The sequence below is a fragment of the Flavobacterium erigeronis genome (assembly GCF_054075165.1).
The window spans coordinates 448,934-475,842 of sequence record NZ_JBSKGP010000003.1 but is presented as its reverse complement, the minus strand read 5'-3'; the positions used below and the strand labels follow the sequence as shown (position 1 = coordinate 475,842).

General features: G+C 34.7%; 24 protein-coding genes. 13 read left to right on the top strand and 11 right to left on the bottom strand.

The window, feature by feature from the left end; genetic code table 11:
- The first annotated feature begins 383 nt into the window (after positions 1 to 383).
- Positions 384 to 1,352, top strand: coding sequence for a hydrogen peroxide-inducible genes activator (locus ACWA1F_RS08645; protein ID WP_456893310.1), 969 nt, complete (start codon positions 384 to 386; stop codon positions 1,350 to 1,352).
- A gap of 314 nt (positions 1,353 to 1,666) precedes the next feature.
- On the opposite strand, the gene ACWA1F_RS08640 is transcribed toward ACWA1F_RS08645, so the two are convergent.
- Positions 1,667 to 2,431 (bottom strand): alpha/beta hydrolase, encoded by a 765-nt coding sequence (locus tag ACWA1F_RS08640; RefSeq protein ID WP_456893308.1) that lies wholly within the window; start codon positions 2,429 to 2,431, stop codon positions 1,667 to 1,669.
- 236 nt (positions 2,432 to 2,667) lie between these two features.
- On the bottom strand, positions 2,668 to 3,084 hold the full coding sequence (locus tag ACWA1F_RS08635) for an OsmC family protein (protein WP_456893306.1): 417 nt from the start codon (positions 3,082 to 3,084) through the stop codon (positions 2,668 to 2,670).
- 307 nt (positions 3,085 to 3,391) lie between these two features.
- Between ACWA1F_RS08635 and ACWA1F_RS08630 the strand changes: the two genes are divergently transcribed.
- The gene (locus ACWA1F_RS08630) at positions 3,392 to 3,532 is read left to right on the top strand and encodes a hypothetical protein (RefSeq protein WP_308854771.1); all 141 of its coding nucleotides are present in this window, start codon (positions 3,392 to 3,394) and stop codon (positions 3,530 to 3,532) included.
- An 81-nt stretch (positions 3,533 to 3,613) separates the two neighbouring features.
- Here ACWA1F_RS08630 and ACWA1F_RS08625 read toward each other — a convergent pair whose 3' ends face one another.
- The gene (locus tag ACWA1F_RS08625; RefSeq protein ID WP_456893304.1) at positions 3,614 to 4,864 is read right to left on the bottom strand and encodes an McrC family protein; all 1,251 of its coding nucleotides are present in this window, start codon (positions 4,862 to 4,864) and stop codon (positions 3,614 to 3,616) included.
- A 1-nt stretch (position 4,865) separates the two neighbouring features.
- Entirely contained in the window at positions 4,866 to 7,487 is a 2,622-nt protein-coding gene (locus ACWA1F_RS08620; protein WP_456893302.1) for an McrB family protein, read from the bottom strand.
- 889 nt (positions 7,488 to 8,376) lie between these two features.
- Between ACWA1F_RS08620 and ACWA1F_RS08615 the strand changes: the two genes are divergently transcribed.
- From ACWA1F_RS08615 to ACWA1F_RS08585, 7 genes are all read left to right on the top strand, one after another.
- Positions 8,377 to 10,926: a hypothetical protein gene (locus ACWA1F_RS08615; RefSeq protein ID WP_456893300.1), complete on the top strand. Its 2,550-nt coding sequence runs from the start codon at positions 8,377 to 8,379 to the stop codon at positions 10,924 to 10,926.
- 565 nt (positions 10,927 to 11,491) lie between these two features.
- Complete coding sequence (locus ACWA1F_RS08610; protein WP_456893298.1) at positions 11,492 to 11,905, top strand: cupin domain-containing protein; 414 nt, start codon at positions 11,492 to 11,494, stop codon at positions 11,903 to 11,905.
- 325 nt (positions 11,906 to 12,230) lie between these two features.
- Positions 12,231 to 13,250, top strand: coding sequence for an alpha/beta fold hydrolase (locus tag ACWA1F_RS08605; RefSeq protein ID WP_456893296.1), 1,020 nt, complete (start codon positions 12,231 to 12,233; stop codon positions 13,248 to 13,250).
- A 124-nt stretch (positions 13,251 to 13,374) separates the two neighbouring features.
- Positions 13,375 to 13,785, top strand: coding sequence for an organic hydroperoxide resistance protein (locus ACWA1F_RS08600; RefSeq protein WP_456893294.1), 411 nt, complete (start codon positions 13,375 to 13,377; stop codon positions 13,783 to 13,785).
- 115 nt (positions 13,786 to 13,900) lie between these two features.
- Positions 13,901 to 14,635 (top strand): DUF1223 domain-containing protein, encoded by a 735-nt coding sequence (locus ACWA1F_RS08595; protein WP_456893292.1) that lies wholly within the window; start codon positions 13,901 to 13,903, stop codon positions 14,633 to 14,635.
- 457 nt (positions 14,636 to 15,092) lie between these two features.
- Positions 15,093 to 16,109 carry a sensor histidine kinase gene (locus ACWA1F_RS08590; protein WP_456893290.1) on the top strand — a complete coding sequence of 339 codons (1,017 nt, stop codon included), beginning with the start codon at positions 15,093 to 15,095 and terminating at the stop codon, positions 16,107 to 16,109.
- The gene (locus tag ACWA1F_RS08585) at positions 16,090 to 16,857 is read left to right on the top strand and encodes a LytR/AlgR family response regulator transcription factor (RefSeq protein ID WP_456893288.1); all 768 of its coding nucleotides are present in this window, start codon (positions 16,090 to 16,092) and stop codon (positions 16,855 to 16,857) included. The genes ACWA1F_RS08590 and ACWA1F_RS08585 overlap by 20 nt, the downstream gene beginning before the upstream one ends.
- Before the next feature lie 380 nt (positions 16,858 to 17,237).
- On the opposite strand, the gene ACWA1F_RS08580 is transcribed toward ACWA1F_RS08585, so the two are convergent.
- The 7 genes from ACWA1F_RS08580 to ACWA1F_RS08550 all read right to left on the bottom strand — a co-directional run bounded on the left by ACWA1F_RS08580 (position 17,238) and on the right by ACWA1F_RS08550 (position 22,021).
- Entirely contained in the window at positions 17,238 to 17,636 is a 399-nt protein-coding gene (locus tag ACWA1F_RS08580; RefSeq protein ID WP_456893286.1) for a DoxX family protein, read from the bottom strand.
- 614 nt (positions 17,637 to 18,250) lie between these two features.
- Complete coding sequence (locus ACWA1F_RS08575; protein WP_456893284.1) at positions 18,251 to 19,306, bottom strand: NAD(P)H-dependent flavin oxidoreductase; 1,056 nt, start codon at positions 19,304 to 19,306, stop codon at positions 18,251 to 18,253.
- 6 nt (positions 19,307 to 19,312) lie between these two features.
- A complete protein-coding gene (locus ACWA1F_RS08570; RefSeq protein WP_456893282.1) occupies positions 19,313 to 19,687 on the bottom strand; it encodes a nuclear transport factor 2 family protein in 375 nt (124 codons plus the stop codon).
- Positions 19,688 to 19,800: 113 nt separating this feature from the next.
- Positions 19,801 to 20,538, bottom strand: coding sequence for an SDR family NAD(P)-dependent oxidoreductase (locus tag ACWA1F_RS08565; RefSeq protein WP_456893280.1), 738 nt, complete (start codon positions 20,536 to 20,538; stop codon positions 19,801 to 19,803).
- A gap of 19 nt (positions 20,539 to 20,557) precedes the next feature.
- Complete coding sequence (locus tag ACWA1F_RS08560; RefSeq protein ID WP_456893278.1) at positions 20,558 to 20,776, bottom strand: tautomerase family protein; 219 nt, start codon at positions 20,774 to 20,776, stop codon at positions 20,558 to 20,560.
- A gap of 41 nt (positions 20,777 to 20,817) precedes the next feature.
- Positions 20,818 to 21,351, bottom strand: coding sequence for a YceI family protein (locus tag ACWA1F_RS08555; RefSeq protein WP_456893276.1), 534 nt, complete (start codon positions 21,349 to 21,351; stop codon positions 20,818 to 20,820).
- Between the two features lie 85 nt (positions 21,352 to 21,436).
- Positions 21,437 to 22,021: a Crp/Fnr family transcriptional regulator gene (locus tag ACWA1F_RS08550; protein WP_456893274.1), complete on the bottom strand. Its 585-nt coding sequence runs from the start codon at positions 22,019 to 22,021 to the stop codon at positions 21,437 to 21,439.
- 215 nt (positions 22,022 to 22,236) lie between these two features.
- On the opposite strand from ACWA1F_RS08550, the gene ACWA1F_RS08545 reads away from it, so the two are divergent.
- The 4 genes from ACWA1F_RS08545 (at position 22,237) to ACWA1F_RS08530 (ending at position 26,566) form a co-directional block, all read left to right on the top strand.
- Positions 22,237 to 23,070, top strand: a complete 834-nt coding sequence (locus ACWA1F_RS08545) for a universal stress protein (protein ID WP_456893272.1) — start codon at positions 22,237 to 22,239, stop codon at positions 23,068 to 23,070.
- 571 nt (positions 23,071 to 23,641) lie between these two features.
- Positions 23,642 to 24,688 carry a beta-ketoacyl-ACP synthase III gene (locus tag ACWA1F_RS08540; protein ID WP_456893270.1) on the top strand — a complete coding sequence of 349 codons (1,047 nt, stop codon included), beginning with the start codon at positions 23,642 to 23,644 and terminating at the stop codon, positions 24,686 to 24,688.
- A 22-nt stretch (positions 24,689 to 24,710) separates the two neighbouring features.
- Positions 24,711 to 25,805, top strand: a complete 1,095-nt coding sequence (locus tag ACWA1F_RS08535; RefSeq protein ID WP_306161253.1) for a sensor histidine kinase — start codon at positions 24,711 to 24,713, stop codon at positions 25,803 to 25,805.
- 5 nt (positions 25,806 to 25,810) lie between these two features.
- Complete coding sequence (locus ACWA1F_RS08530) at positions 25,811 to 26,566, top strand: LytR/AlgR family response regulator transcription factor (protein WP_456893268.1); 756 nt, start codon at positions 25,811 to 25,813, stop codon at positions 26,564 to 26,566.
- Positions 26,567 to 26,909 lie beyond the last annotated feature (343 nt).

Here is a 26,909-nt window from a genome sequence, read left to right as displayed (position 1 = left end):
TCCCGATAGCTATCGGGACTAAGTTTTTTCTATTTCGAAAAAATGCTTTATAAAAACAAAAGCGATCCGTTAAGATCGCTTTTTTGATTTCAAATAAGTTTATTTTGAAAAAACATCATTTAAGAATGATAAACGCAATATGCTCCAAAAACTACTCCATCTGCATTTACTCCATTCCGTTACGCTGTTCTTAATTATGTACGATAAGTTGGATGCTTTGGATTTTGTTTTTTATGAAAAAGATGATTTTTATTTTCATTCTAAATAATTTTGCGTTTAACAGCAAATTTGACAAAGTTCAAAACTTTGACAAAGTTTTCATTAGAAATTAAAAATAAAAACTTAGTACCTTAGCATCTCAGTACCTTAGAAACTATAAAAACATGACTATACAGCAGTTAAAATATATTGTAGCCTTAGACGAAGAACGCCATTTTGCAAGAGCTGCGGAAGTTTGTATGGTAACGCAGCCTGGATTGACCATTCAGTTAAAAAATCTAGAAGAAGAAATCGGAATTAAGATTTTTGATCGAAATAAAGTGCCGCTGACACCAACTGTTTTGGGAATTGAAATTATTAATAAAGCCAAAAAGATACTTCGTGAAGTTGATGAAATTCGAGATTTTGTAATCAACGAAAAAAATCTGCTAGAAGGGGAGTTAAAGCTTGGCATTATTTCCACTTTATCGCCTTATCTGATTCCGTTATTTATTCAGGCCATGAAAGAAGCGGCTCCAAATGTACATTTTATTATTAAAGAAGGATATACGGGGCACTTAATGCGTGATTTAGAAACAGGAGCAATTGACGTTGCGATCATGGCAACACCAACCGGAAACCCAAATTTAATTGAGCATGTTGTTTTTAAAGAGCCATTTGTTGCGTATTTAAATCAGACGCATCCTATGGCGAATGATGAATTTTACGAAATGCAGCCCGGAGACAAAACAGAATTATTATTGCTGCATCATGAATATTGCTACAACGCACAATTGCTAGACATTTGCGGACTAAAAACATCTGATAAAATAAAGGAACAGTTTACCTACGACATCAATTCCATAGAAACCTTAAAAAATCTAGTTCGCGCCCATTTAGGATTTGCCATTATTCCAAAACTTTCTACTATAAATGAATCAGGCGGACTTTTTAAACCTTTCAAAGAACCCGTTCCCGTAAGAGAAATAAGTTTAGTAGTTTCCGATTCCTTCTCCAAGAAATTATTGCTCGAAAAAATGAACGAAGCCATCTGGAACTGCATTCCCGAATCACTCAAAAAAGATTTCAATTATAAAAAAATCCGCTGGAACGATTCGCCTTATTTTATAAAGGCAATCAGTAAGATATCTTAAAATTCCAATACTGAATAAATCCCAATATAAAAATTCCAAATTCCAAGCTATACTGTAACTTGGAATTTTTACGTCCAGTTTGTCATTTCGACGAAGGAGACCCGAGCGATAGCGAACAGGCGAAGCAAATCTTCGCGAGAAACTCTACAAAGATTGGCGACATTCTTTGCAGAGCTACTTGCGTGTCCTTCGACTTCGCTCAGGAAGACAAGAGAACTTGGAATTTGGATTTTTTTATTTGAAGCTTCTCCCAATCCATTGGAATTTGGACCCGAGCGATAGCGAACAGGCGAAGCAATTTAAAATATTGGAATTTAATTCCTAGATGCATCAACAATCACATTTGCCACCTTCTCTGGCTGAGAAATAAACACCACATGACTACCTTTAATCTCCGTGATTTTGGTGTTAGAACGTTTGTACATCGCACGTTCGATATCAGGATTGATGCTTTTATCTTCAGTCGCTACGATTCCGTAAGAAGGTTTAGTTCTCCAAGCTGCTTTAGTTATTTTTGTTAAAAACCCTTGTGCATGAAAAGCGCCTTGCGAAGCATACATAAAATCGGCTTGTTCTTTGCTCAAATCACCCGCAAAACCAGCGTGGAATTTAGCTTTGTCATAATATGCAATTCCTTTTTCATCTGGAGGTAATACACCATTTTCTGGAGCTGGAGGAGCAGTCTGCAACCATTGAACAGAATTTTCGCCATTATCAGGCTGTAAAGCCGCTACGTAAACCAAAGCCGCTACTTTCGGGTGATTTCCAGCTTCCGTAATTACAGTTCCGCCCCAAGAATGTCCCACCAAAATTGTTGGTCCGTCTTGTTTGTCTAAAGCTAAGTTTGTCGCATTCACATCATCCTCCAAAGAACTCAACGGATTCTGAACGATGGTTACATTATAGCCTTTTTTAGTCAATACTTTGTATAAACCCTGCCATCCAGATCCATCTGCAAACGCACCGTGAACCAATACGACATTTTTAATTTTAGGATTAGTTTGTGCGTTTACGTTTGTGAATGCTATACTAAAAATTATTACTGCGAATGCTAAAAAGCTTTTAAATATTGTTTTCATTTTTATAAAATTTTAGATTGTTGATTTTGATTATTTGTTGAAATTCCGTTTCCCCACAGTTTTGTCATTCCGAGGAACGAGGAATCTTCGATAGAAGCTCCGCAAAGATTGGTGTATTCTTTGAAGAATTTCTAGCGTGTCCTTCGACTCCGCTCAGGAGGACAAAGCTTTACGCAAAGATTTGGAATTTGGACCCGAGCGATAGCGAACAGGCGAAGCAATTTCCGTATTGGAATTTAATTAAGTGTAACGCTTAATGTAATTTCAGTATTCAACAACTTAGAAATAGGACAAATTTCTTTTGCTTTTTGAGCTGCTTGCTGAAAATCTTCTGCAGAAATCCCAGGTACTTTTCCGGTAAGTTCTAATTGGATTAAAGTAATAGTTCCGTCTTCAAAAGTTACTTTAGCCGTAGTTTCTAAATCTTCTGGAACGAAACCAGCTTCAGACAATAAAAAGCTTAATTGCATAGTAAAACAGCCAGAATGCGCCGCTGCGATTAATTCTTCAGGATTGGTTCCAACACCTTGCTCAAAACGAGTTTTGAATGATAATTGCGCATTGTCTAAAGTGGTACTTTGTGTACTAATGGTTCCTTTTCCTTCCATTCCTGTACCTTTCCAGTTTGCGTTTGCTCTTCTTGTAAATTTCATGATTTCTAGTTTTTTAAATTATTTTTTAAGATGTTCAAATCGTTTCTTTGATTTTGATGAGACAAAGGTATAGGGAAGGTGTTTATTAATCAAATTAATAATTTTTTGTTGTTATAAAATTTGTTTATAATTATTGATTGAGATATGTGTGGAATAAATTTAGGATGAATTGTACAGGGAAATAATTTTAACCTGTAGTTATGGTTTTCCATAATTCAATCTTGAATTTATTAATGTTATTTGTTTAAGATTAGTTGGTTAAAAATCTCTAATCTATTTATAAATGTTTAATTTAAAAAACACATTAATGGAAACAATTGAAGCAATTAAACCAGGTCCAAAACCAAAAAAGGAAGATGGGACATTAGATGAAAGAAGACGTGTTACTCCTGACAAAAAGAAAGATTATCCACCTTTAAAGGAGCATGATCACAAGCCGAAGGATTAATTCAAAAAGAAAGAGACAGCATAAACTGTCTCTTTTTATAATAGTTGCAAATTTTACAAATGTTTAATTTAAAATTATAGATTAAACAGAAGTAAATTCCTTAATAATATTTCTAATTCCTTCTTGCCATTTTCGTACTTCATCTTCTACATTAATCAAGATAACACTGCATATTTTATTATCATGTTCTCCGTCTTTTTTTAAGTACACTCCTGCGGTGCTATTTTTATTATTTCCAGGATAAACCAAAGCTACTTTATTGGCATCATAGTATTCATGATAAACATACATTTGCCTTAAGTCATCGGGAGAAGGATTATAACCATTTAGATTTTTCCATTTGGTATCTAAGACAATATTTCCATCATTAGTTTCAATAAAAATGTCTGGTTTCATTGAAGTTCTTCTACCATTTTCTGGTTTCCAAAAAAACTTTGATGTCTGTGCTTTTATTTTAATAAAATCACTTGTGTTTTTCTTTAAGCTTACATATATAAATTGTTCCCATAAATGATTCATATCAAACATTAAAGCTAAGACATGATTTTTTCCCTTGGTTACATCTGGGTGATATTGGAGAAGCAATAATTTTGCAATTTCAATGGCTTTTTGATAATGCTTATTTTTTCTATTGTAAATTAATTTTTCAAAAGTAGAATCTGAAACTTTTATGTCTGGCATTTCAGGAAAATTCAATAATAAAACACCAATACGACTATGCAAGTCATGATTGCTATTTATTTGTTTTAACAACTTTAAGGTTTTGTAAATAATGAAATGTAACGTATGTTCAATATCATAGATAGAATGACGAACATAAAAGCGTTCTTTATGAATTAGATTTTGTTGAATATGTTTTCCGAATTGTAAACTACCTTTTAAGGATGTTACATTTCCTTCTTTTTTACGATACTTTTTTACTAAGCCATTATGCAGTAAATATTCTACTTCTTTGATGAATAACTCAAAATATAAATCTAAAATTGTATTAGGTTTTATTTTTAAATTACTAGTGCTGGTCGATTTAATGTCAAAACTACCTACCGCTCGCAACATTCCAATTAATAAATTACGCCACTTACTGTCTTCTGTTTCTGAATGTGGAATTCTGTCTGCCTTTGGTAAAACTTCAATTAATGTATTGCCAACTTGGATAACTCCAACATGTTCATTAAATTGAATACCATTATAAACTAATTTAAAGAAAGGCTTACCATTACCATAGTAACGTTCTAAAGCTTCGAATTGCTCTTTAGTGATTTTTTTTTCACCTCGATCAAAACGAAGAATTTCATGTTCAAAAACAACGATATTTTGTTTTATTATGCTCAAATTACTTATTCATTAAATCTTGTATGGCTTGACCAAATTTCATTTTTTCATCAAGCTTAAATCTATGGTCAATAATTTCATAAATATTTCTATCTTCAAAATCATTATCAAGATCGTCAAATTTGGCAAATATATTCGAATCTTTGTTAGACTCTTTCAAACATACAAAGCCCTTTCCTAATACTAACCCAATTTTACTATAATCTCCAAAGAAATATTCCTGAAGTAAAGGAATGATATTGTTATAAAAAGAATCTATGATAGAATTTTCATCTTTATTAAGTAAGTAGGAGTGACCTATTTTATGATCTTTATCCAATAATTTTTCGATTCTTAAATTGATTTTTTCAAGTATTTCAAATGCTTTATGACCAAAAATTTCATTTTCTAATCCTTCTAAATTATAATCAGGAGGCATTTCTTCAAAACAAAAACGTCTTCTTAAAGCAGCATCCAAAGCTTCTACACTTCTGTCTGCTGTATTCATTGTTCCAATAATGAATAAATTTGGTGGTACTGAAAAATATCTTTCTGAATATGGTAATTTTACAATTATTTCATCTTTAGTTAGTCTTTTTTCCGCTTCGATAAGTGTAATTAATTCGCCAAATATTGATGATACATTTCCTCTATTAATTTCGTCAATGAATAATCCAAAAGGTGGAGCCCCAATAAATTTTTCCTTTCTTTGCTCTTTATTATAATTTAAAATACAGTCTGACAAACTTGAAAAACCAGCCAATTTAGCTGCTTCATCACAACATTTGTAAAAAAGACCATCTCTCACAAAATAGCTTAAATCAGAGCTTTCTTGATTCTCCACGTTTAGTCTTGGTTTTATTCCTTCTATGAAATCTTCATATGTAAAGGATTGATGAAAAGTTATAAATTCATAGTTGTTTTTTGTTTCTAACTTATTCGTATAATTTTTAATCTCATTACCTAGTTCGCATATATCGGTAATAAGTTCTTTTTTTTCTGGAATTATTTTCCAAAGTGAATTAGGAAATTTATTAAAAATTAACGGATATGTACGTTTTGTGTAGTCGACAGTTTTAGATTCCTTTATTGTGTGTTGTGAAAGTTGTCCCCATAAAGTTTGGTCGATACTTTCAGTATTAGAAGCATTTAATTTTATTTTTATAAATTGATGTTCTTTTATTTGTGGGACAGACATTTGTTTGTTTTCCACATATAACGTAAGAGCAATAACTTGCCACCAAGTTAATTTGCTAATTTTTTCAATTAGAAATTCTTCTTTTGAAACAGCTTTGCTACTTTCAATAAATTGAGAAAAAAAATCATGCTTTAATTTATGAGTTTTTCCAGTTCCAGGAGGGCCGTAAAGAATTAAATTGAGATTTTTAGGCATAATTTTATTTATATTATTTGTTGTTAAAGATTGAGTTTTTACTTCAAATTGAGTATCAAAATAAGGTATAAATAATTTAGAATTTGCTTCTTCAATCTCTCTATTAGGTATTATAATACAAGTAGAATTATCATTAGGCGTCCACCATTTTTTATCATCATTATAAGGCTCTTCTTTAATTGCTTCCGAAACAATTTCGTAGGATCGTTGTAGCCAGCCATCATCGCCATAATCTTCATATTCACAATAAGAAGCATCGCTCGTTATTCTACCTATTACTTCTAAATTGTAATTACCTCTGCACATGTAAAAGTAATCTCCAATTTTCATTTCTTGTCTAAATGTTTCTCCTTGCGTTTGGGAAGAAACTCCTTTCGCTTTAGTTTGACTATGAACTATAATAAGATAGTTGTTGTTGAAGAAATTAAAGGCTTTGTCATCAATGTCTTTTGGACTCATTGAAACTTTAAAAATAGATTCGTTATGACTTAAATTAACTATATTTGATTTTGATTTTCCTTCTTTTTTTTGATAGACACGCTTGTTGAATAAAGTATCATGATATGTAAAAAAAGAGGTGAACTTAAATATACCATTATCATGAATCTCTTTCTTTATTTTTTCTATCCTTGAAACATTGTTTGATTTTACACTTTTACGTTTATAGTTTTTATTTTTTTGAAGTACTTCATCAATTACCAATCCTTCTATACTTATCTTAATATCTAATTCTTTAGGGAAATCAATTAAGCCTTCCTTTGAATTACTTTTTACATTTTGAAAACTGTGATTAGCATCTAATAGGACGATACGATCATTTTCTCTAAAAGATTGAGATAATTCAATATATTTTTCTTGTGATGATATAATATAGAAGTTTATGAAATTTTGATTTCTGGCATCTATTATAAGCTGATTTAAATCTAGTTGTATAGGATGAATGAAAGGCTGAAAGTTGGCTTTAACTCTAGAAATTAGCTCGGGGTAAGCATTATGTAATCTTAGAAATTGATCATTTTGGCAATTTATTTCCTCAATATTTATGCATAATAAACTTTTTCCATAGTTAACTTCACTAATTTTTCCAATGAGTAATTTATCATTTGAGATAAAAATTGCGTTATCATTTTCAACAAGTTGTCCATAAATATTCTCCCAGCGATTATTTGCAGGATCCTCCCAGAGTATTGTTTTATTTTTAGAATTATATTGGCTTAGAATACTAATCCTTGTAAGTAAAGTTTTCGTCATTATAGTTGTAATAGAAAATCGATTTATTAGTTTTAAGGAAATCGGTTAATGTTTTAGTTATTTGCACAATAATACTTAATTATTGTAGATTATTTATTTTTTTATCTGTTAGCAGTTTAGGAATTTTATTAGTTTACATCTCTTTCCAAAATATAATTCAAAATATAATCATTATCATAATTTAGTTTTATGGTAATTCTTCTAGTTCTTTAATTAACAAAATAATAGATAGCCATTTCTTTTGCCTTGAAAATAAACTCTGAAGATTTACTAATTAAAACTAATTTTCTCATCATATAATTATTCTTTGCCTTTGTTTTACAAAGATTTCCATTTAATTGGGTGTAATATTATGGAAATCCGTAATGTATTAATTTATTTCAGCAAGTCTAATAATTATTAAAATCCAAATATCAAGTATTTACACGGTATTTTTAAAATAACCTAAGAAACAAAACCTTTATTCTGCATCCAAATAAGGACTTAAAGTTTTGGCTAGTTAATTGAACCAATAGAAACTATATCTCAATTTGGTTTTTATATAAAAACTGATTTCCAAAAATCATTCTTCTGAAAACCAGAACCCTAGCCCTGATAGGAGCGGTATACTTTTTCTTGCTTCTTTAGCAAGGAAAAGATATAGCGGATAGCAGGAAATAGCTCCTAATAAAAATCCTCACTTCCAACCTCACTTTATAAAAGCAGATTTAAACTTTAGATCAGCATAAGAATGAAGATTTGCGTACAATTTGGTTTCAAATTACAATCTGAAACAAAGTAACGGACTGAATGCTAGTTTTTTTTGTGCGGTGAATTTAATTTTATACGAATCAATTTTATAAGACGACCGAAGAATAAATTTTTAATGAATAATCTAACTTTTAAATTTATGAGAAATGCTTTTCTACTAATTGCAGTTTGTCTGAGTACGATTTTGTTCTCCTGCAAGAAAGATAAAGATCAATTGAATGCGGAAACTGAAAAGTCTGATAGCGCCGACACTGCATTGATTGCCGATAGAGGCTGGCCACGCGAAGCTGAGAATAACGGTGCGAAACTGGTTTATTATCAGCCTCAGGTAGATGACTGGAAGGATTTTAAAGAACTTACGGCGCGTGTGGCTTTTTCGCTGACTCCAAAAGATGGGAAACAAGTTTTGGGTGTGGCTTCTTTAAAAGCGGAAACATTGGTAGACAAAGACAATAGAAGCGCTTTTATTAAAAATCTTCAGGTAACTGATGTGCGTTTTCCTGCTCTGGACAAAAAGAAGGTTCCAGAAATGGAAAAGCTGTTTAAAGAAACGCTTCCTCAAAGTGGAGATCCGATTTCTGTAGATCGTATTTTGGCAGATTTAAATCATACTAAAAGTCCGCCAAAAGGAATTGCGGGCAAAAACGATCCGCCTGCGATTTTTTACAGCACCAATCCGTCGATTTTGCTTATCGTGCAGGGAGAACCGGTTTTGGTTCCTATTGATAAATCGGATATCCAATATGTGGTGAATACCAACTGGGATTTGTTTTTTGATAAAGCGGGAAAAGATTATTATTTATTGGTAGATAATATTTGGCTGACTTCGAAAAGTGTTGAAGGCAAATGGACGAAAACGACCAAATTGCCTGCTGGTTTTAGCAGTCTGCCTTCGGGACAGAATTTTGATGATGTGATTAAAATGATTCCGCCGCCTTCTTCTGGAGGTGCGCCAGAGGTTTTTTACAGTAATAAACCTGCGGAATTGATTGCGGTAAACGGAAATCCGAAGTTTGTAAAAATTGACGGAACTAAATTGATGTATATTGATAATACCGAAAATGATGTTTTTGCCAGTGAAGCTGATGGACAGTATTATGTATTATTATCGGGAAGATGGTTTAAATCTAAAGCTTTAACGGGACCATGGTCGTACGCAAGCAATAGTCTGCCAGCTGATTTTGCTAAGATTCCGAAAGATTCTCCACGTGCCAATGTGTTGTCGTCTGTGCCAGGAACGCAGGAAGCGAATGATGCTGTAATGTTATCGCAAGTTCCGACAACTGCTATTTTGAAAAAATCGGATGCTGAAGCAAAGGTTAAAGTAACGTACGATGGTGGAACGCCTCAGTTTAAACCTATTGAAGGTACCAAAATGCAGTATGCGAGCAACACTCAAGAGAAAATTATAAAAGTTGGGGATTTGTACTATTTATGTTTTCAAGCGGTTTGGTTTATGTCGACTAGTCCAAACGGACCTTGGAAAACAGCCGATTCTGTTCCGAAAGAAATTTATACGATTCCGCCGAGTTCGCCTGTATATAATGTGACCTATGTAACGCAAACGACAACAGATACTACAGTTGAAAGCAGTTCGACTGCAGGTTATTTGGGCGCTTTTATTATAGGTGCTACGTTTGGCGCGATATTGACGTATGGTACAGGATGGTATTATCCGCCTTATATGTACTATGGCGGATTATATCCAATTTATCGTCCATGGCCTTACGCGTATGGAGGAGGAGCGGTTTACAATCCGTGGACAGGTGGTTACGCGGCCGGAAGACGTGTTTACGGGCCATATGGTGCTGCTGGAACTTCGGCTTGGTATAATCCGGCAACAGGAAGATACGGACGTTCTGCAAGTGTTCAGGGTTGGTATGGAGGCCGTACTGCGGCAAGCACTTATAACCCGTGGACTGGAAATTATGCCAGAACTAATCAAGGTCATAATGCGTATGCGCAATGGGGACATTCTGCTGCGACAAATGGCAATCAATGGGCGCAGACTGGACATATTACAACTCGACGCGGAACAGCAGTTGGTTATAAAACTTCGGGAGGACAGGAAGGTGTAATTACGCATCATCGTGGCGGAGGAACTACTATTCATACCAATAATAATCTATATGCAGGTCACGATGGTCACGTGTATAAAAGAGATGCTAATGGAAACTGGAGCCATTATAATAATGGAAACGGTGGCTGGACACAGGCAGGAACTTTAGGTTCGTCCAAAAAATCTGGTGAAGGAATTCAGAATAGAGGCAATCAGAGACTTGGTGGAGATGGCGCAGGAGAGCGTATTCAGCGTGATAAACCGAATCAAGGATTAGGAGCGAATGGAGCAGGAGAACGAATTCAGCCGAGAGCAAATCAAAATTTAGGAGGCGAAACCAGAATAGGCGACGGAGCACAACGCGGTAATTTAAGCGGCGAAACTAGAATGGGTGACGGAATCCAAAGAGATAATTTCCCTAAAGAAGATCAAACGCTTGGGCATCCTGATAAACCGCTTGGAGAAGCTGGACGCCCTGATGTGACAAACGACCTCGATCGTTCTGCTTTTTCAAGAGACCGCGGAGAAATGCAAACGCGTAACTTTCAAAACATCCAAAGAGGTGGCGGTGGAGGTGGTTTCGGCGGTGGCGGTTTTAGAGGCGGGGGAGGCTTTAGAGGAAGAAGATAAAAGAGTAAAAGGGTAATTATAATTCAGAAAAATCAGGAATGGTAGCAATACTAAACCTGATTTTTTTTATTTCAAACGCAAAGTGCGCAAGGATTTTTGCCTTAGAGAGTGTTTTAAGTTCGCTAAGCTGAGTTTTTATTAATCGCGCAAAGTCGCAAAGACGCAAAGGTTATTTTAGAATTAAGTATGTTTCACGCTCCCGATAGCTATCGGGATAAAAAGATTGCAGCAGATGCGCGCAGATTATTTATAAAAAATCTTTCTAGATCTGCTAAGATCATTTAAAATCTGCGTGAAACAAACTTTGCGTCTTTGCGCCTTTGCGAGCAATTTCCATCAGTTTTATCCACAAAGCTTTGCGTTATTTGTGTTTTTGTAGATTCCAAAAGTAAAAAATCCTTGCGCACTTTGCGGTAAAAACTCACCAGCATTAAACAACTTACAGACTGTCCGTTTCACCCTGAAGTTTGTCCGCTTGAACTATTTTCTCATTTCGTAAGAAGCATTACCGATATACTTTTGACTCAGAAATTAACTGATAACAAATAATTTAAAATCAAAAGTTATGGAAACGAAAAAACAAAAAACATGGATTGTAATCGCAATTATTATTTTAGGAATCATAGCCTTTTTAGTTCCGAATCAGATTACGGCGCAAACAGGAGTAAAACGCACCGATTTGCAAAAACACGATCTAAGTATTCCTGGACGTGAAACCATTCAAGCTAGAATCGATTTTGATGCACATTCTGCATTTGGAAAACACTTTCACCCAGGAGAAGAAGTAATTTATGTTCTGGAAGGTTCTTTAGAATATCAAATTGAAGGCGAAAAACCAGTAACGCTAAAAGCTGGAGAAGTGCTTTTTATTCCGGCAGGCGTGGTGCATTCGGCTAAAAATAATACGAATGCTAAAGCAGCTGAACTGGCGACTTATATTGTAGAAAAAGGAAAACCGACTTTGACTTTGGTGAAGTAGATTGTTTCACGCAGATTTAAAAAGATTTTGGCTGATTTAGCAGATACTGAAATATTTTTCTCCCGCAGATTTTGGAGATCAAGCAGATTATCATAAAAATAAAAATCTAAAAAAACCTGCTGTAATCTTTTTAAATCTGCGTGAAAAAGAAATTACGATATAAAAAAAACTTTGTGACTTAGTGCCTTCGTAGCAAAAACACATACTGTCCATTTCAACCCCAACTTTGTCCACTTCACCTTTTTTCTCCTTTCAAAACAAGCAATGTCAAGATACCTTTGACGAAGAAATTAACTGATAATCAAATACTAAAAAACAAATAATTATGAAAACGATTTTAAAAATTACAAACAGCATTTCAATAAAAACAATCTTAATCGCTATCCTTTTTATGGGAACAGCATTAACTCAAGCACAAACTTCAACACAAAAAACTATAGAAATAAACAACTCGCTAGGAACTTTAAAACAAATCAACGCTGGACTTTTAAATGTTGGTTATACCGAAGCAGGTCCAGCAAACGGAACTCCAGTAATATTACTTCACGGTTGGCCTTACGATATTCACAGTTACAACGAAGTCGTTCCGATTCTGGTTGCAAAAGGATACCACGTCTTTACACCTTATTTAAGAGGTTTCGGAACAACAACTTTTCTTTCAAAAGACACATTTAGAAACGGTCAGCAAGCGGCTTTAGCAAGTGATATTATAGCTTTTATGGATGCACTTAAAATTGATAAAGCTGTAATTGGCGGTTTCGATTGGGGAGCAAGAACAGCGGTTGTGGTTTCAGCACTTTGGCCAGAACGTGTAAAAGGTTTGGTTTCTGTAAGTGGCTATTTGGTAGTGAATTTAGAAGCAAATTTAAAACCGCTTCCTCCAACTGCTGAATTAGGATGGTGGTACCAATATTATTTCGCAACCGAAAGAGGAAAACAAGGTTACACTCAAAACACTTACGATTTTAATAAATTGATTTGGAAAATTGCTTCTCCGCTATGGAATTTCGACAAAGCAACTTACGATCAAACAGCTCAATCTTTTGACAATCCTGATCATGTGGCAATTGTGATTCACAATTACAGATGGAGACAATCTCTAGAAGCAGGAGAATCTAAATACGATGCTTTAGAAAAACGTCTATCAGTAAAACCAGAAATTAAAGTTCCAACCATTACAATTGGAAGTGATTTTGACGGCGCTTTCGCGGATGGAAAAGCGTATGCAAACAAATTCACAGGAAAATACGAACACAGAATCTTAAAAGGAATTGGACACAACGTTCCGCAAGAAGATCCAAAGGCGTTTGCGCAAGCGATAATTGATGTTACTCAATTGAGATAATTAGTGAATTAGATAATTAGTCAATGAGACAATTAGATAATTAACAAGTTCAATCAAAAATCAAATTTAATTACAATTTTAAAATAATCTAAAATCTAAAATCAACAATCTAAAATTTAGAATCATGAACACAAAAGTTTTATACACAGGAAAAACACACACAACAGGCGGTAGAGAAGGAGCTTCTCAAAGTTCAGACGAACAATTGAATATCAAATTAAGCGCACCGGGATCTTCGCGTCCGGGAACAAATCCAGAGCAGTTATTTGCTGCAGGATGGTCGGCTTGCTTTATCGGAGCTTTAGGAATTGCGGCAGCAAAACAAGGAGTTAAACTTCCTGCTGATACTGCGGTAGATGCCGAAGTCGATTTGTGTGTAACGGAAGGAGAATATTCGCTTCAAGCGAGATTAAATATCAGCCTTCCAGGAATAGATACTGAGACTGCAGAAGCTTTGGCGGCTCAAGCACATCAAACTTGTCCGTATTCTAAAGCTACAAGAGGAAATATTTTTGTAGAAATTAATATTCTTTAATTAGTCGTTAACCTGCAAGGTTTTCAAAACCTTGTAGGTTTTTATAATTTTTTAGAATGTTCAAATCATACCTACAAGGTTTTGAAAACCTTGCAGGAAAACAATAACTAAGGAAATGAAAGAAATTAAAAAAATAACAGCTTTATTAGTGCTGTTTCTTTTAACAGGAAACAGCATTTTCAGTCAAAACTCAGACAAAAAAGGTTTCGCCCTTTTAGAATTATATACCTCAGAAGGTTGTTCAAGCTGTCCGCCGGCAGATGAATTGTTGGGAAAAATCCAGAATGAATACCGCGATAAAAATGTTTATGTTCTGGCGTATCACGTAGATTACTGGGATAAACAAGGCTGGAAAGATATTTTCAGCAATGCTAGTTATACGCAAAGACAATACGATTACGCTCAATTCTTAGGAAAAGAACCAATTTACACGCCGCAAGTTATCATTAACGGAAAAACAGATTACATAGGTTCTCAAGAAACAAGTCTTAGGAACGGAATAAAATCGGCGCTTTCGAAACCTGCTGCAACTGATTTGTCTTTAGAAGCCAAACAGCAAAATGATAAATTAACGCTGAATTACAGTATTAATGGGACTTTGAAAAATAGCCGTTTATTGGTTGCAATAGTTCAGAAATCGGCAAAAAGCAATGTAAAAAGAGGAGAGAATGCACATCGCATTTTATCGCATTTTCAGATCGTGCATCGTTTGCAGACTATTGATTTGAAAACTTCAAAAGGAAGCACAACAATTGCTTTGCCTAAGAATTACAATACTCAGGATTTTGAAGTGGTTGGCTTTGTTCAGGATAGTCGAACTGGAGCTATTTTGGGAGTAAATCGAGTGTAGTTTTTGTTTCCCGCAGATTTGGCAGATTAAGGAGATTTTTTTGTTTCACGCAGATTTGAATAGATTCACGCAGATGTTTGTTTAAATCACTAAACACCAATACACTACGTTCTGATTGTCATTTCGACGAAGGAGAAATCTCTACAAGTAGCTCCGTACAGGATGTCGCCAATCTTTGTAGAGTTTCTAGCGAAGATTTCTCCTTCGTCGAAATGACAAACTATACTTATACGTTTCTGTTATTAAAAATAAAATAAATCTGCTCGATCTGCACAATCTGCGGGAGAAAAATCATTTTTTTGTTTCTGGGAATGACAAAAAACACAAACTAATCTATGTGAATTAATACAAGTGAAACGCCTTTATGCGCAAAGAAAAACTATGTTTCTATGTGTTAAAATTATTTTCAAAATAAACCTATCTTTGGCAGAGCAAGATCAAAAAACAACCTTAAATTATGGAAAAAGTTAAACGCTTTCAGGTTTCTCAAAAAGTCATTTGGGGAAGTTCTATCGCGCTGGCGGTTATGGCTTCGATACCCAAGCTATTTGATGCCGATTCTACGCTTCATGATCTTGTTATAAATTCTTCGATCACCCTGCTGTTTTCTCTTTTTATATGGTATTACAATATTTATAGTTTGCCCAAATTTTCGTCGCAACGTGCTAATAGAAGTCTGTTTAACTGGAAACTTTTGCTGAGTGTTGTAATGGGGATTCTGTTGATGGTAATTCTCGTAATTGCACATCAGGAACTTTTTCAGGTGTCAAAGATGGACGCACCGATTATGTTCGAACTTCGTGGAGTTTTGATCAACCTTATTGTTTATATGTTTTTGCATTTGCTTTTTCAAAATTACCAAACGCAGCAAATGGGAGTCGAATTAGAACGTACAAAAGCAGTAAATCTAGGCGCTCAATACGAATTGCTGAAACAACAGGTTAATCCGCATTTTTTGTTTAATAGTTTGAATACGCTGAAGTCGATGGTCGATATTCAAGATCCGCAGAGTTCAGATTTTATTTTGAAATTATCTGATTTTTATCGCTTTACTTTAGAAAGCCGAAAAATGGATTTGATTCCGCTTAGCGAAGAACTTCAGATTTTAGATTCGTATGTCTATCTGCTAAAAGCGCGTTTTGAAGACGGATTTGCGGTAGAAAAAGAAATCGATCCCAAACAATACGACTCGGCTATTCCGCCTTTTTCGCTGCAGTTATTAATTGAAAATTGTATCAAACACAATATCGTTTCTTTAGATAAACCTTTGATAATAAAGCTGTACACCGAAAATGAATTTCTGGTTGTTGAAAATAAAATTCAGCTGAAAAGAGGCGCTATTTCTACAGGTGTCGGTTTAGATAATATCAACCAGCGTTTTATGCACCTGATTCATAAGGAAATTGAAATTGACAAAGACGAAACCACTTTTAAAGTAAAAATACCACTCCTTTATGAATATCATAATAATTGAAGATGAAGTAAAAACGGCCAAAGCGCTTGGCCAGCTAATTCTGAGCATCAGACCTGATGTTCAGATTTTGTCGTATATACAAAGCATTGATGGAGCGGTTGATTATCTTTTAGAAAACGATCAGCCCGATCTTATTTTTATGGATATTCAGCTCGCAGACGGCCAGTGTTTTGAGATTTTCAAAAATGTTGAGGTTCTGTCACCTGTGATTTTCTGTACTGCTTTTGACGATTATGCGATCGAAGCTTTCAAGTCAAACGGAATTGATTATGTTCTAAAACCTTTTTCAAGAGATAGTATTTCTCAAGCTTTGAAAAAAGCAGGAGAACTGAAAAACTTCTTTCAGCGAAATAAAAAAGCGATGCCCGATTTTGAATATTTGCTTACGCGAAATGGAGAAAACAAAGGGAAAAGCAGTTTTTTGGTTTTCAAAAACAACAAATATCAGACGGTCTTAACGGAGAATATAGCGTTTTTCTTTATCAAAAATGAAACGCCTACGATTATGACTTTAGATAAAAATGAATATCCATTAACACAATCATTAGACGAAATTCATAAGCTTTTATCGCCAATTCAGTTCTTTAGAATAAACCGACAGTATTTGGTTAATTTTTCAGCTATAAGAGAAGCAGAACATTATTTCTCGCGTAAAATAATCGTGAAATTAAGTGTTCCGACAGAAGAAAAAATATTGGTAGGAAAAGAAAAAGCAACAGTATTTTTAAGCTGGTTAGAAAACAGATAATCCAATTAATTTATCGTTTTCTATAAATTAATTGGATACTTTTTTAGAGCCATAAATCGACTCCAGGAAACATAAAACAACTCAAAAAGAAAAGAGCTGATAATATAAAGCAGATAATTAAAATGATTTTTTTCATTAGAAAGAATTAAACTGAAATAAAAAAGAGAGTTTTTTTAGTCTCTATAGTAAGCTTCGGAGAAGCGAAATATTTATAGCAAAGAATAAACGTTTACAATATAAAGCTCCGGAGGAGTGACATATTTTTTATCACAATCTTTAATATATGCCGCTCCGCTGGAGCTTTTATTCACTTGTGGCATTTCCAATTCTATAAATATTTTGCTCCTCTGGAGCCGCTTTTGTAAAATGATTTACCTTCCTTAAAAGTTTTCAGAAGAAGGCGTGTAAGTCGCAGTATATAATTTTCTATACATTGCATACGTTACGCTTACCATTACAAAAGCAATTATCGCATCGGTTGCTGCACCAAAACCTAAAACGGCAATTTTTGAAAAGAAAGCAAAGATGATATCGAAAAAGATTCCTGCGAAAACCCATTCTTTCAATCTCAATAATTTGTTCGGAATTAAAAGTGTGATTACTCCAGCTACTTTAAAAACGCCGAGAATGTAAATAAAATGCGCTGGATAACCCAATTGCTGTGTTATTCCCCAAACTATTGGATTGTTTGTTAATTCGAAGAAACCGCTTGCGCCAAACCATAAAGAAGTTAATACTGCGCCTGTCCAATAGATAATTTTTGTTGTTTTTGAGTTCATGATTTTGATATTTAAAGTTATTTAACGGTACAAATGTGCGTTGAAAGCCTTAAAAACGAAATCGAAATCTTGGTGAAACGGACAAACTTCGGGGCGAACTGGACAGGAGCTGAGGTGTTTTTTTACCGCAAATGTTTTTTTACCGCAAAGTGCGCTAAGGTTTTTTCTATATATCTTTGCGCATATTTTAAGTTCGCAAAGCTTTGTGGTTATTTTTTTAACGCAGAGAACGCGGAGGGTTTCGCAAAGTGCGCTGAGTTTTTTTTATATACTATAAGTGTATTTAAGGTAGCAAAGCTTTGTGTTTATTTTTTGACCAGAGTGCGCTGAGTTTTTAATCGCGCAAAGTCGCGAAGGCGCAAAGATTTTTTAGGAAGCTTAAATATATTTCACGCAGATTTAAAAAGATCTAAGCAGATGCGCGCAGATTAATTTATAAAAAGCCTTTTAGATCTGACTTAATCTGCAAAATCTGCGTGAAACAAACTTCGTGCCTTCGCGCCTTTGTGAGCATTTCAGCCAGCTTTATTCACAAAGCTTTGCGAACTTAAAATATGCGCAAAGATATATAGAAAAAACCTTAGTGCTCTTTACGTTAAAACACACAACGTAAGCTACAGCCCAGCAATTAAGGCCTGCATTAGTTCATCAGCTTTATGATGTTGTAAAGTGCTTGTATTTTGTCCCGACCAGAAACTAATCATGTCGGTTCTGCCTTGTGCAAGAGCGGCGACTTTTAAAGGTGCTATTAATTTGGTTTGAAGCGGAAAAGGTAATACTTCCGTTTCAAAAGGAACAGCGTCAGATATTTTGTTGGAGATCATTCGGCCCATTCTTCCTGTAAGCGATTTTGAAACCGTTGTTGGAACATTCGGATTGTCAAAAAGCATTTTTTTATGAACAGGAGCGGCACCAGATTCGTCGGTAACCATAAAAGCCGTTCCCAATTGTACAGCGTCGGCACCGAGAGCCATGGCTGCTGCGATTCCTTTTGAGTCAATAATTCCGCCCGCAGCGATGATCGGCGTTTTGGTCTTTGCTTTTAATTGCTGTACCAATGTAAATAATCCTGTGAAAGAATCTTGTGCAGGTTTTAGAAACGACGGTCTGTGTCCGCCTGCTTCAAATCCTGCGGCGATAATAGCGTCAACTTCAGCATCTTCTAGAGCGAGTGCTTCTTCGAGAGTTGTGGCAGCGCCAATGGTTTTGATGCCTAGTTTTCGGCTTTCTTGCAGAATTTCTTTAGACGGAATTCCGAAAATGAAACTAAAAACGGCGGGTTTAAGTTCGAATATAACTTCAACCTGCTTTTCAAATTTCGAAGGAATATCAGAAGATAAATCTGGAAGCGGAATCCCTAATTCGTCAAAATACGGTTTAAAAAGCTGTTTGATTTTTTCTAGTTTTTCAGCAGGATAATTTACAAGACTTTTATCGACATCATTCACCCATAAATTGATATTGTAAGGTTTAGAAGTTGCCAATTTAATTTCTTTTCCTGCTTCTCGAATTTCGTCTGGAGTTAGCGTATAAGCACCGTAACTGCCTAATCCGCCTGCGTTGCTTACGGCAGCCAAAAGAGCGGGAGTCGAAAAACCGCCGCCCATCGGACCTTGTAATATTGGATACTCAATACCTAGTAATTGTGTTATTTTGGTTGAATTCCACATTGTGTTTTATTTTACGTTTGTTAGTAATTTATTCACAATAACCCATTTGCCATCAACTACTACAAGACTTAATTGATCGTAATAGTTGTATTCAAATATCGGAACTTGAACTTTCGCGACAGCGGTATTATTGATAATTTCTAAAGATAGGATTTTCATCTTAAAATCTTCGCCCAATTCCTTTGGACTTTTACGATTTTTTACGCCTTCTAAATATTGTTCTACCGTTTTAAAATACGGCTGACCGTTAATATCTCCCGAAACAATTGCTTGCGGATGAAAAGCGCTTTGTAGCGTAGTAACGTCACCATTGTAAATTCCGTTAAAATAATTCATTAAAACAGCCGTAATCAAAGCTGCATTTGTGCCAAAACTTTCCATAATTTTTTGATTTAAAATTGATGTTTAATTGATTGTCAGGCTGAGCGGAGTCGAAGCCATTTATGAAACCTAAACTTTCAAGTCCACTCAAACTAACAATGCTTTAAAAGGAATTAAATGCTGTGTCCAGCGACGTGACCGCCATCTAAATTAATGATTTCTCCATTCACAAAATTGCTTTCGGCCAGATAAAGCGCCAATTGAGCCACATCGTTGGTTTCTCCAATGCGTTTCAATAAATGCAGTCCTGCTAAACTATCGGCATTGTCAACTCCCGTTTTTGCTTGCAGCGGACTTCTAATGATTCCAGGAGCAATCGCATTTACGCGAATATTATTTTTTCCGAATTCTGCTGCGAGCTGTCTTGTAAAGGCATGAATACCGCCTTTACTTGAAATAGGTGCAGTAGCTGGAAATCCGTCGATGGCGTGATCGACCAAAACAGTTCCGATATTAATGATTGATCCTTCGCCTTGCTTAAGCATTTGTTTTACTGCTGCTTGACTGGTAAAAAAAGTTCCCTTTAAATTAATGTTTAAAAAACGATCCAAGTCTTTTTCTTCAACATCTAAGAAAGATTGCGGCTGAAAAATTCCGGCATTGTTGATTAAAACATCAACGCTTCCAAAACGGTCTAAAGCAGTTTGAACCAGTTTTTTTCCAGTTTCTATTAAACTTACGTCGCCATGAACCATTGCGAGTTGATTAGAATGACCTAATTCGTTAAATGTATTTTCAAGATTCTGAAGGTTTGCCGAGTTGATTACGACATTAAATCCTTTTTCTAAAAATAACTGTGCTATCGATTTACCGATGCCAGTAGAAGCACCGGTTACTAGTATTGTTTTCATTTTTTTCTGATTTAAAAATTTATTTCTTTTGAGCAGTAATGCCTTTTTCGCGAAGTGCCGAAACCTGTTCACCTGCAAATCCCCAATCGTCCAATTCGATTTCCTGAATTACGATATGTGTAAGGCTGGGATCTTTGTCTAAGACATCTGTAATAAGTTGTGTGATGCCTGAAATTAACTGCTGTTTTTGTTCTCTCGTAACGCCTTCACGTGTTACTTCAATTTTTACGTATGGCATGATTTCTAATTAATTATGAATTATTAATTATGAGTTATGAATTATTTTAGACTTGCTGTTATATCTACGTCCAATTCAAATTCATTGTAGATTAAAGTGTCTCCCAAATTGGTGAAGAAATTTCCGGAACGGAATTTCATATCATATTTAGTGCGGTCAATAATGATTTTGCCAGAAGCTTTCAGATCATTTTCGTTCCTTTTTACTTCCAAATTAAAACCAATCGGATGAGTAATCGCTTTAATCGTTAGTTTTCCTTCAACAAAATAATCAGAAGAAGATTGTTTAGAAACTGCGGTAATGTCTAAAAATGCTGTTTTGAATTTGTCTGTAGAAAAGAAATCATCAGAAGCTAAATGCCCTGCAAATTGTTGGTTTGTCGCAGGATCTGTAACGTCAAGAATTACGATAGAAGTAGTGTCGATAACGACATTTCCGCCAGAAAGTTCTCCATTAGAAAAAGTAAAATTACCTTCTTCAATATTGATTGTTCCATTGTGTTGTCCAGTAACTTTTTTACCAATCCAGTTTACTTGACTTTGCGTGTTCGAAATTTTAAAATTTTGAGTTTCCATTATTTGTGTTTTTAAATTGTTATTAATTTATAGTACAAAGTAATGGCGGTATTCAAAATTGATTACGTGATGTAGATCACATTCGTCAATGCGGTTTAGAGGCGTTGTACAATCGACTTAAAGTTTCTCTGGAAACACCGAGATAAGCGGCGATTAAATGTTTTGGAACCATATTGTATAAAGCAGGATAAAGCGCCAGAAGCTCTTCGTATCTTGTTTTGGTATCATTATTCATAAAAGAAAGCAGTCTTTTTTGAGAAGCCACATAACCGCGATTGGTTCTCCATCTAAAAAAATGTTCTACTTCATGAATTTCGCTGCAGATTTTTTCTCGATCATTATTAGAAAGAGAAAGAATTTCAACATCCGAAACACAATCCACATTTATGGTTGCTTTGGTTTTGTTGTAAAGCGCCGCATAATCAGATGCCCACCAAGTTGGCATGGCAAACTGCAGAATGTACATTTTCACTTCATCATTCACATAAAAAGATTTTAAACAGCCCGAAACCACAAAGTATTCCTTGTCAACATCTTGCCCTTCACTTATAATAGTTTGCCCTTTTTGGAAAGTTTCGGTTTTAAAATGCGAAAAGAAATAGTCAAATTGTTCGTCTGTTAATGTGACAATTTTGGCAACATGTTCTTTTAAAAGTGTTTTGGCATCCATTAGTGAAGTTTTGCAAAGAGTAAAAGTACTAAATATTAAAACGGTCGATGCCGATTATTTTTGTTGTTTTTTAAAGTAAGAAACAAAAAAGGAAAGCCAGTTTTTTCAGGAATGAAATTTTACGGTTGAGTCGTGAAAAATGATTATTCGGTTATATAAAAAAAGATTGAAGCCTTTATTTGAGGAATTTTGCCAGAAAGCTTAATTACTATTTTATGAATTCACCCCTTACTATAATCGCCGCGACTAATTTTTCTGCCATTGCCACTAATGCTGTTGCTTATGCTGCTGGACTTGCAAAAGCTACAGGTGCAAAATTGGTTTTATTTAATTCATTTTCGTTGAGTGTACACAGCGCCAACTCTCATATTACTGCAGATGCGATGCAGAAACAAATTGATAGGGCAATTTCCAGACTGGAAGATTTAGCCAAAGAAACAGCCAATTCATTTCAAATTGAAACTTCAGCAATCTGTACGTATTCTTTTTTGGAAGACGAACTTCCGAGAATTATTAAGGAAACAAATGCAGATGTTGTGGTTATGGGAATGGCTGAACGTTCTTTCGAACAGGAATTATTAGGAAATTCGACTACATCGGCCATTAAGAATCTTCAGATTCCAGTTTTAGCGGTTCCAGAAAATGCTCGTTTTATAAATATAAAAAAGGTGCTGTATGCTTGCGATAGCTTAAGTTTTTCGGCTATTAAGAAATTCAGTTGGATTAAAAATGCATTAGGAGATTTTGGTGCAGAAATTGAATTTTTTAGCGTAGACGAAAAATTAGATGATTTGAAAGAAGAACAGCACAGAGTTTTAATGAATTCGAATATCGAAAAAGAATTTGAAGACGTAAAATATCTATATAAAACCGTAAGATCGAATGCCGTAATTAACGAAATTAAGAAAGAAATTAAGAATTACGAGGCTGATTTGCTGATTATGGTGCCTCAAAAGTATGGTTTTTGGGATTCTTTAGTCCACAGAAGCAAAACTAGGATTCTGGCAGCCGGACTTGATATTCCGTTATTGTCGTTTCCAAATTATTAAAGATTAATTTGATTTAAAAATAATGATATAAAAATTACAAGGTTTTTTTGAAGAAATTTTATCAAAATAAATTTTAACAGATTTTTTTTGATTTTAGGGATTCTATAATTTTTGGAGCTTGTTGGCCAATATCGAAATTATATTTTAACATTTGAGGCAGTTTTGTTAATTATTCTTAATTACCTGCTCGATTAAGATTTTTTTAAATTAATTTTGTGGCACTCTAAAAACGTAATGCAAATAGGTTTTTTATCAGTATGGCAACAGCTATAAATGGGAACTATCTACAAACTGAAACAGCATTGTATGATTTTAAAAATAAGATAAATTAAAGATTGTATACCAAGCAATGCCGAGAAAACACTTGGTGTAGATTTTTAATTTATTTTAATTGGATTTTGTATAGTGTTTTTAGTTTGTTCCGTTTTTCTAAAAACAATATTTCTCAGAAAAGTTATTGCCAATAGATTTAATCGGCTTTTTGGGATAATGATTATTTGGAATGTCAAAAAGAAGAAAAAAGTAGTAAGCATTGGTTTTAAGGGTACAAAGCTTAAAAAAACAAAAACAAATGGGCGCAGTAATTACAGCTATAGGTGGTTTCGTACCATCATCAATCTTGACCAACAAAAAGATTTCAGAAACGGTTGATACATCGGAGGAATGGATCATTAAGAGAACTGGAATTAGAGAACGTAGAATTGCAGACGACGATACGGCAACATCTGATCTTGCCGCAGCTGCGATTGAAAATCTTATCGAAAATTATAATGTAGATCGTGGCGAAATCGAAGCTTTGCTTGTAGCAACAGCAACTCCAGATCACATTTTAGCGCCAACAGCAAGTATTGTCTGCGATAAAAGCGGACTTACAAATGCTTTTGGAATTGACATGAATGCAGCTTGCAGCGGATTTTTGTACGCCTTGGAAATGGGGGCAAACATGATCGAAAGCGGACGCTATAAAAAATTAATCATCGTTGGAGCCGATAAAATGAGCTCTATCGTAGATTATGAAGACCGAAATACTTGTATTCTTTTCGGAGATGGAGCAGGAGCGGTTTTGTTAGAAAAAACAGAATCGGATTACGGTTTAATGAAAACGATTCTGAAAACAGACGGAAGCGGTGTTTCTTCTCTAGCTGTGCCAGCAGGAGGTTCTAGAAATCCTACGTCTATGCAGAGTCTTTTGCACAGAACACATTATTTAAAACAAGACGGAGCGTTTGTATTTAAAAGAGCCGTTGCTGCAATGAGCCAGGTTTCGCAAGATGCTTTGGTGAAGAACGATATAGAAGCAAGCGAAATTGACTGGGTTGTGCCACATCAGGCTAACTTAAGAATTATTAACGCTGTAGGCGAAAGTTTAAATATTGATTCTGAAAAAGTTAAAGTAAATATTGACCGTTACGGAAATACAACTTCTGCAACTGTTCCGTTATGTTTATGGGACTTTGCAGCCGATTTCAAAGAAGGTCAGAATGTATTGATTACAACTTTTGGTGCAGGATTTTCTTGGGGTGCAACATGCTTGAAATGGGGCGTGATGCGTGAGAAAAAAACAGTTGAAAAAAATGTGGTAAAAGCTGAAGCAGAAAATGTTTTGGTAGCACATTAATTTTCAAAAAATAAAAAAGTGAATGGGGTTATTCAACCAAAATAAAAAATCGGGCAAGAATTTTTTCTATAAATATTACAGGGTTATAGTAATTCCGGCCGTTTTTTTGGTTTATCTCTCTTCGTATTATTGGCTTAATCCGTATCGAAGTTTTGATGAAAAAGGGTTGCTAGATATCGATCAGACCTTCGATATTTTCATAATTTTAGTGTATTGCGCCATTCTAACAGAGCTTACACTTTTTATAGGCAGAAAACTTAATTATTATATTAGTTGGGAACAAAATCCGGCATTTAGAGCGATAGCACAGTTTATCTGTTTAATTGCCGGAAACAGTCTCTTAAACCTTATTTTTTCTAGTATCTGGGATTATCTGTATCCTTGTACAGCACTAGAAGAAAACGATTTGGTTACCATTTGGCAGTCAAAAATTATGGCTGCAATTATTTCGCTTTTAATGAGCGCCATTCATACTGGAATATTTTTATTAAACAGATGGCGAATTAATGCAGAAGAAACAGCAGAATTAAAAATAAAAGCTTCGGAACTTCAGGAAGCAGTTACACGATCAAAATTAGAATCGCTAAAAATGCAGTTAGATCCGCATTTTGTATTCAATAATTTCAGTACGCTAACAGAATTGATTTATGAAGACCAGAAAGAAGCAGCTTCGTTTCTAGAAAATATAACGAGAGTATATCGTTATATGATTTCAAATTCTAATAAAGATACGATTACGGTAAAAGAAGAAATCGAATTCCTAAACGCGTATTTTTATTTATTGAAGAAAAGATTGGGCGATAAAATCGATTTGAAAATTGAGATCGATTCTCCTTCTTTAGCGCTTCATTTACCGCCATTAACGTTGCAGTTATTGGTCGAAAATGCAGTAAAGCACAATATGGCAACTTTAGCCAATCCGCTTACGATTTCTGTTTTTTCAGATTCTGGAGATATTATTGTTCGAAATAACTTGCAGCGAACAGCTGGAAAAAGTCTGGTTTCTACCGGAATTGGAAATAAAAACATTGAATTCCGTTATAAAATTTTATCAGAAAGAATGCCGATTTTTAACGAATCAAACGGCTATTATGAAGTGCGTCTGCCATTAATTTAAAAGTTATGAAAATTTTAATTGTAGAAGATGAAAGCATTAATGCCAGCCGATTAAAAAGGTTGTTAGAAGAGCTAGAACCCGATTGTGAAATCGTAGGGATTATTGATACGGTTGTAGATACAGTCGCTTGGCTGAATTCAAATCCGTGTCCTGATTTAATTACAATGGATATCCGTTTAGCCGACGGACTGAGTTTTGCTATTTTTGATGAAATAAACATTACTTGTCCTGTAATTTTTACTACTGCTTACGACGAATATGCTATTCGCGCCTTTAAGGTAAACAGCATCGATTATTTGATGAAACCCATCGAAAAAACCGAATTGGAATTTGCCTTATCAAAATTCAAATCTCTAAATAAAAACGAAACCAACGTTACAGATATCGCTGGCATTCTAAAAGAATTGATCCAAAAACCAGTATTTAGAATGCGCTTTTTAGTAACGTATCGCGACGGCTATAAAAGTGTAGACGTTTCAGATATAGACTTCATCTATTCTGAATTTAAAACCAGTAATTTATTTCTAAAATCGGGTGTAATTATCTCGATTCCACAAACCATGGAAGAACTGGAACAAGAACTGGATCCAAATATCTTTTTCCGTGCCAACCGCCAGTTTTTCATTCGTGCAGAAAGCATCAAATCTATTGCGAACTACTTCAACGCAAAACTAAAAATCCAATTAAAACTAGATCCCGAACGCGAGGTAATCATCAGCAGAGAAAAAACGCCTTTTTTCAAGCAATGGATGGATCGCTAGGGAAGGTGCTGAGTTTTTTTCGCCACGAATTCACGAATTTTTTTTAAAGTTGCTAAGCTGTGTGTTTTTTCTGCCACGAATTTCACGAATTGCACTAATTTTTATACTGCAGATATATTTCTCGAATTTTTATTTTTTGAAATTATTTGCCACTCCCGATAGCTATCGGGATAAAGGATTAAAAAGGATTTTATTATAATCTCATTTTTGGTCATCCTGAGTGATAAAAATTCGAGAAATTATTCGTCAGCAATTTAACGCAAAGCATTAATTAGCGAAAATTCGTGAATTCGTGGCAAAAAAAACACACACCTTAGCAACTCCAAAAAAAATCTTCGTGCCT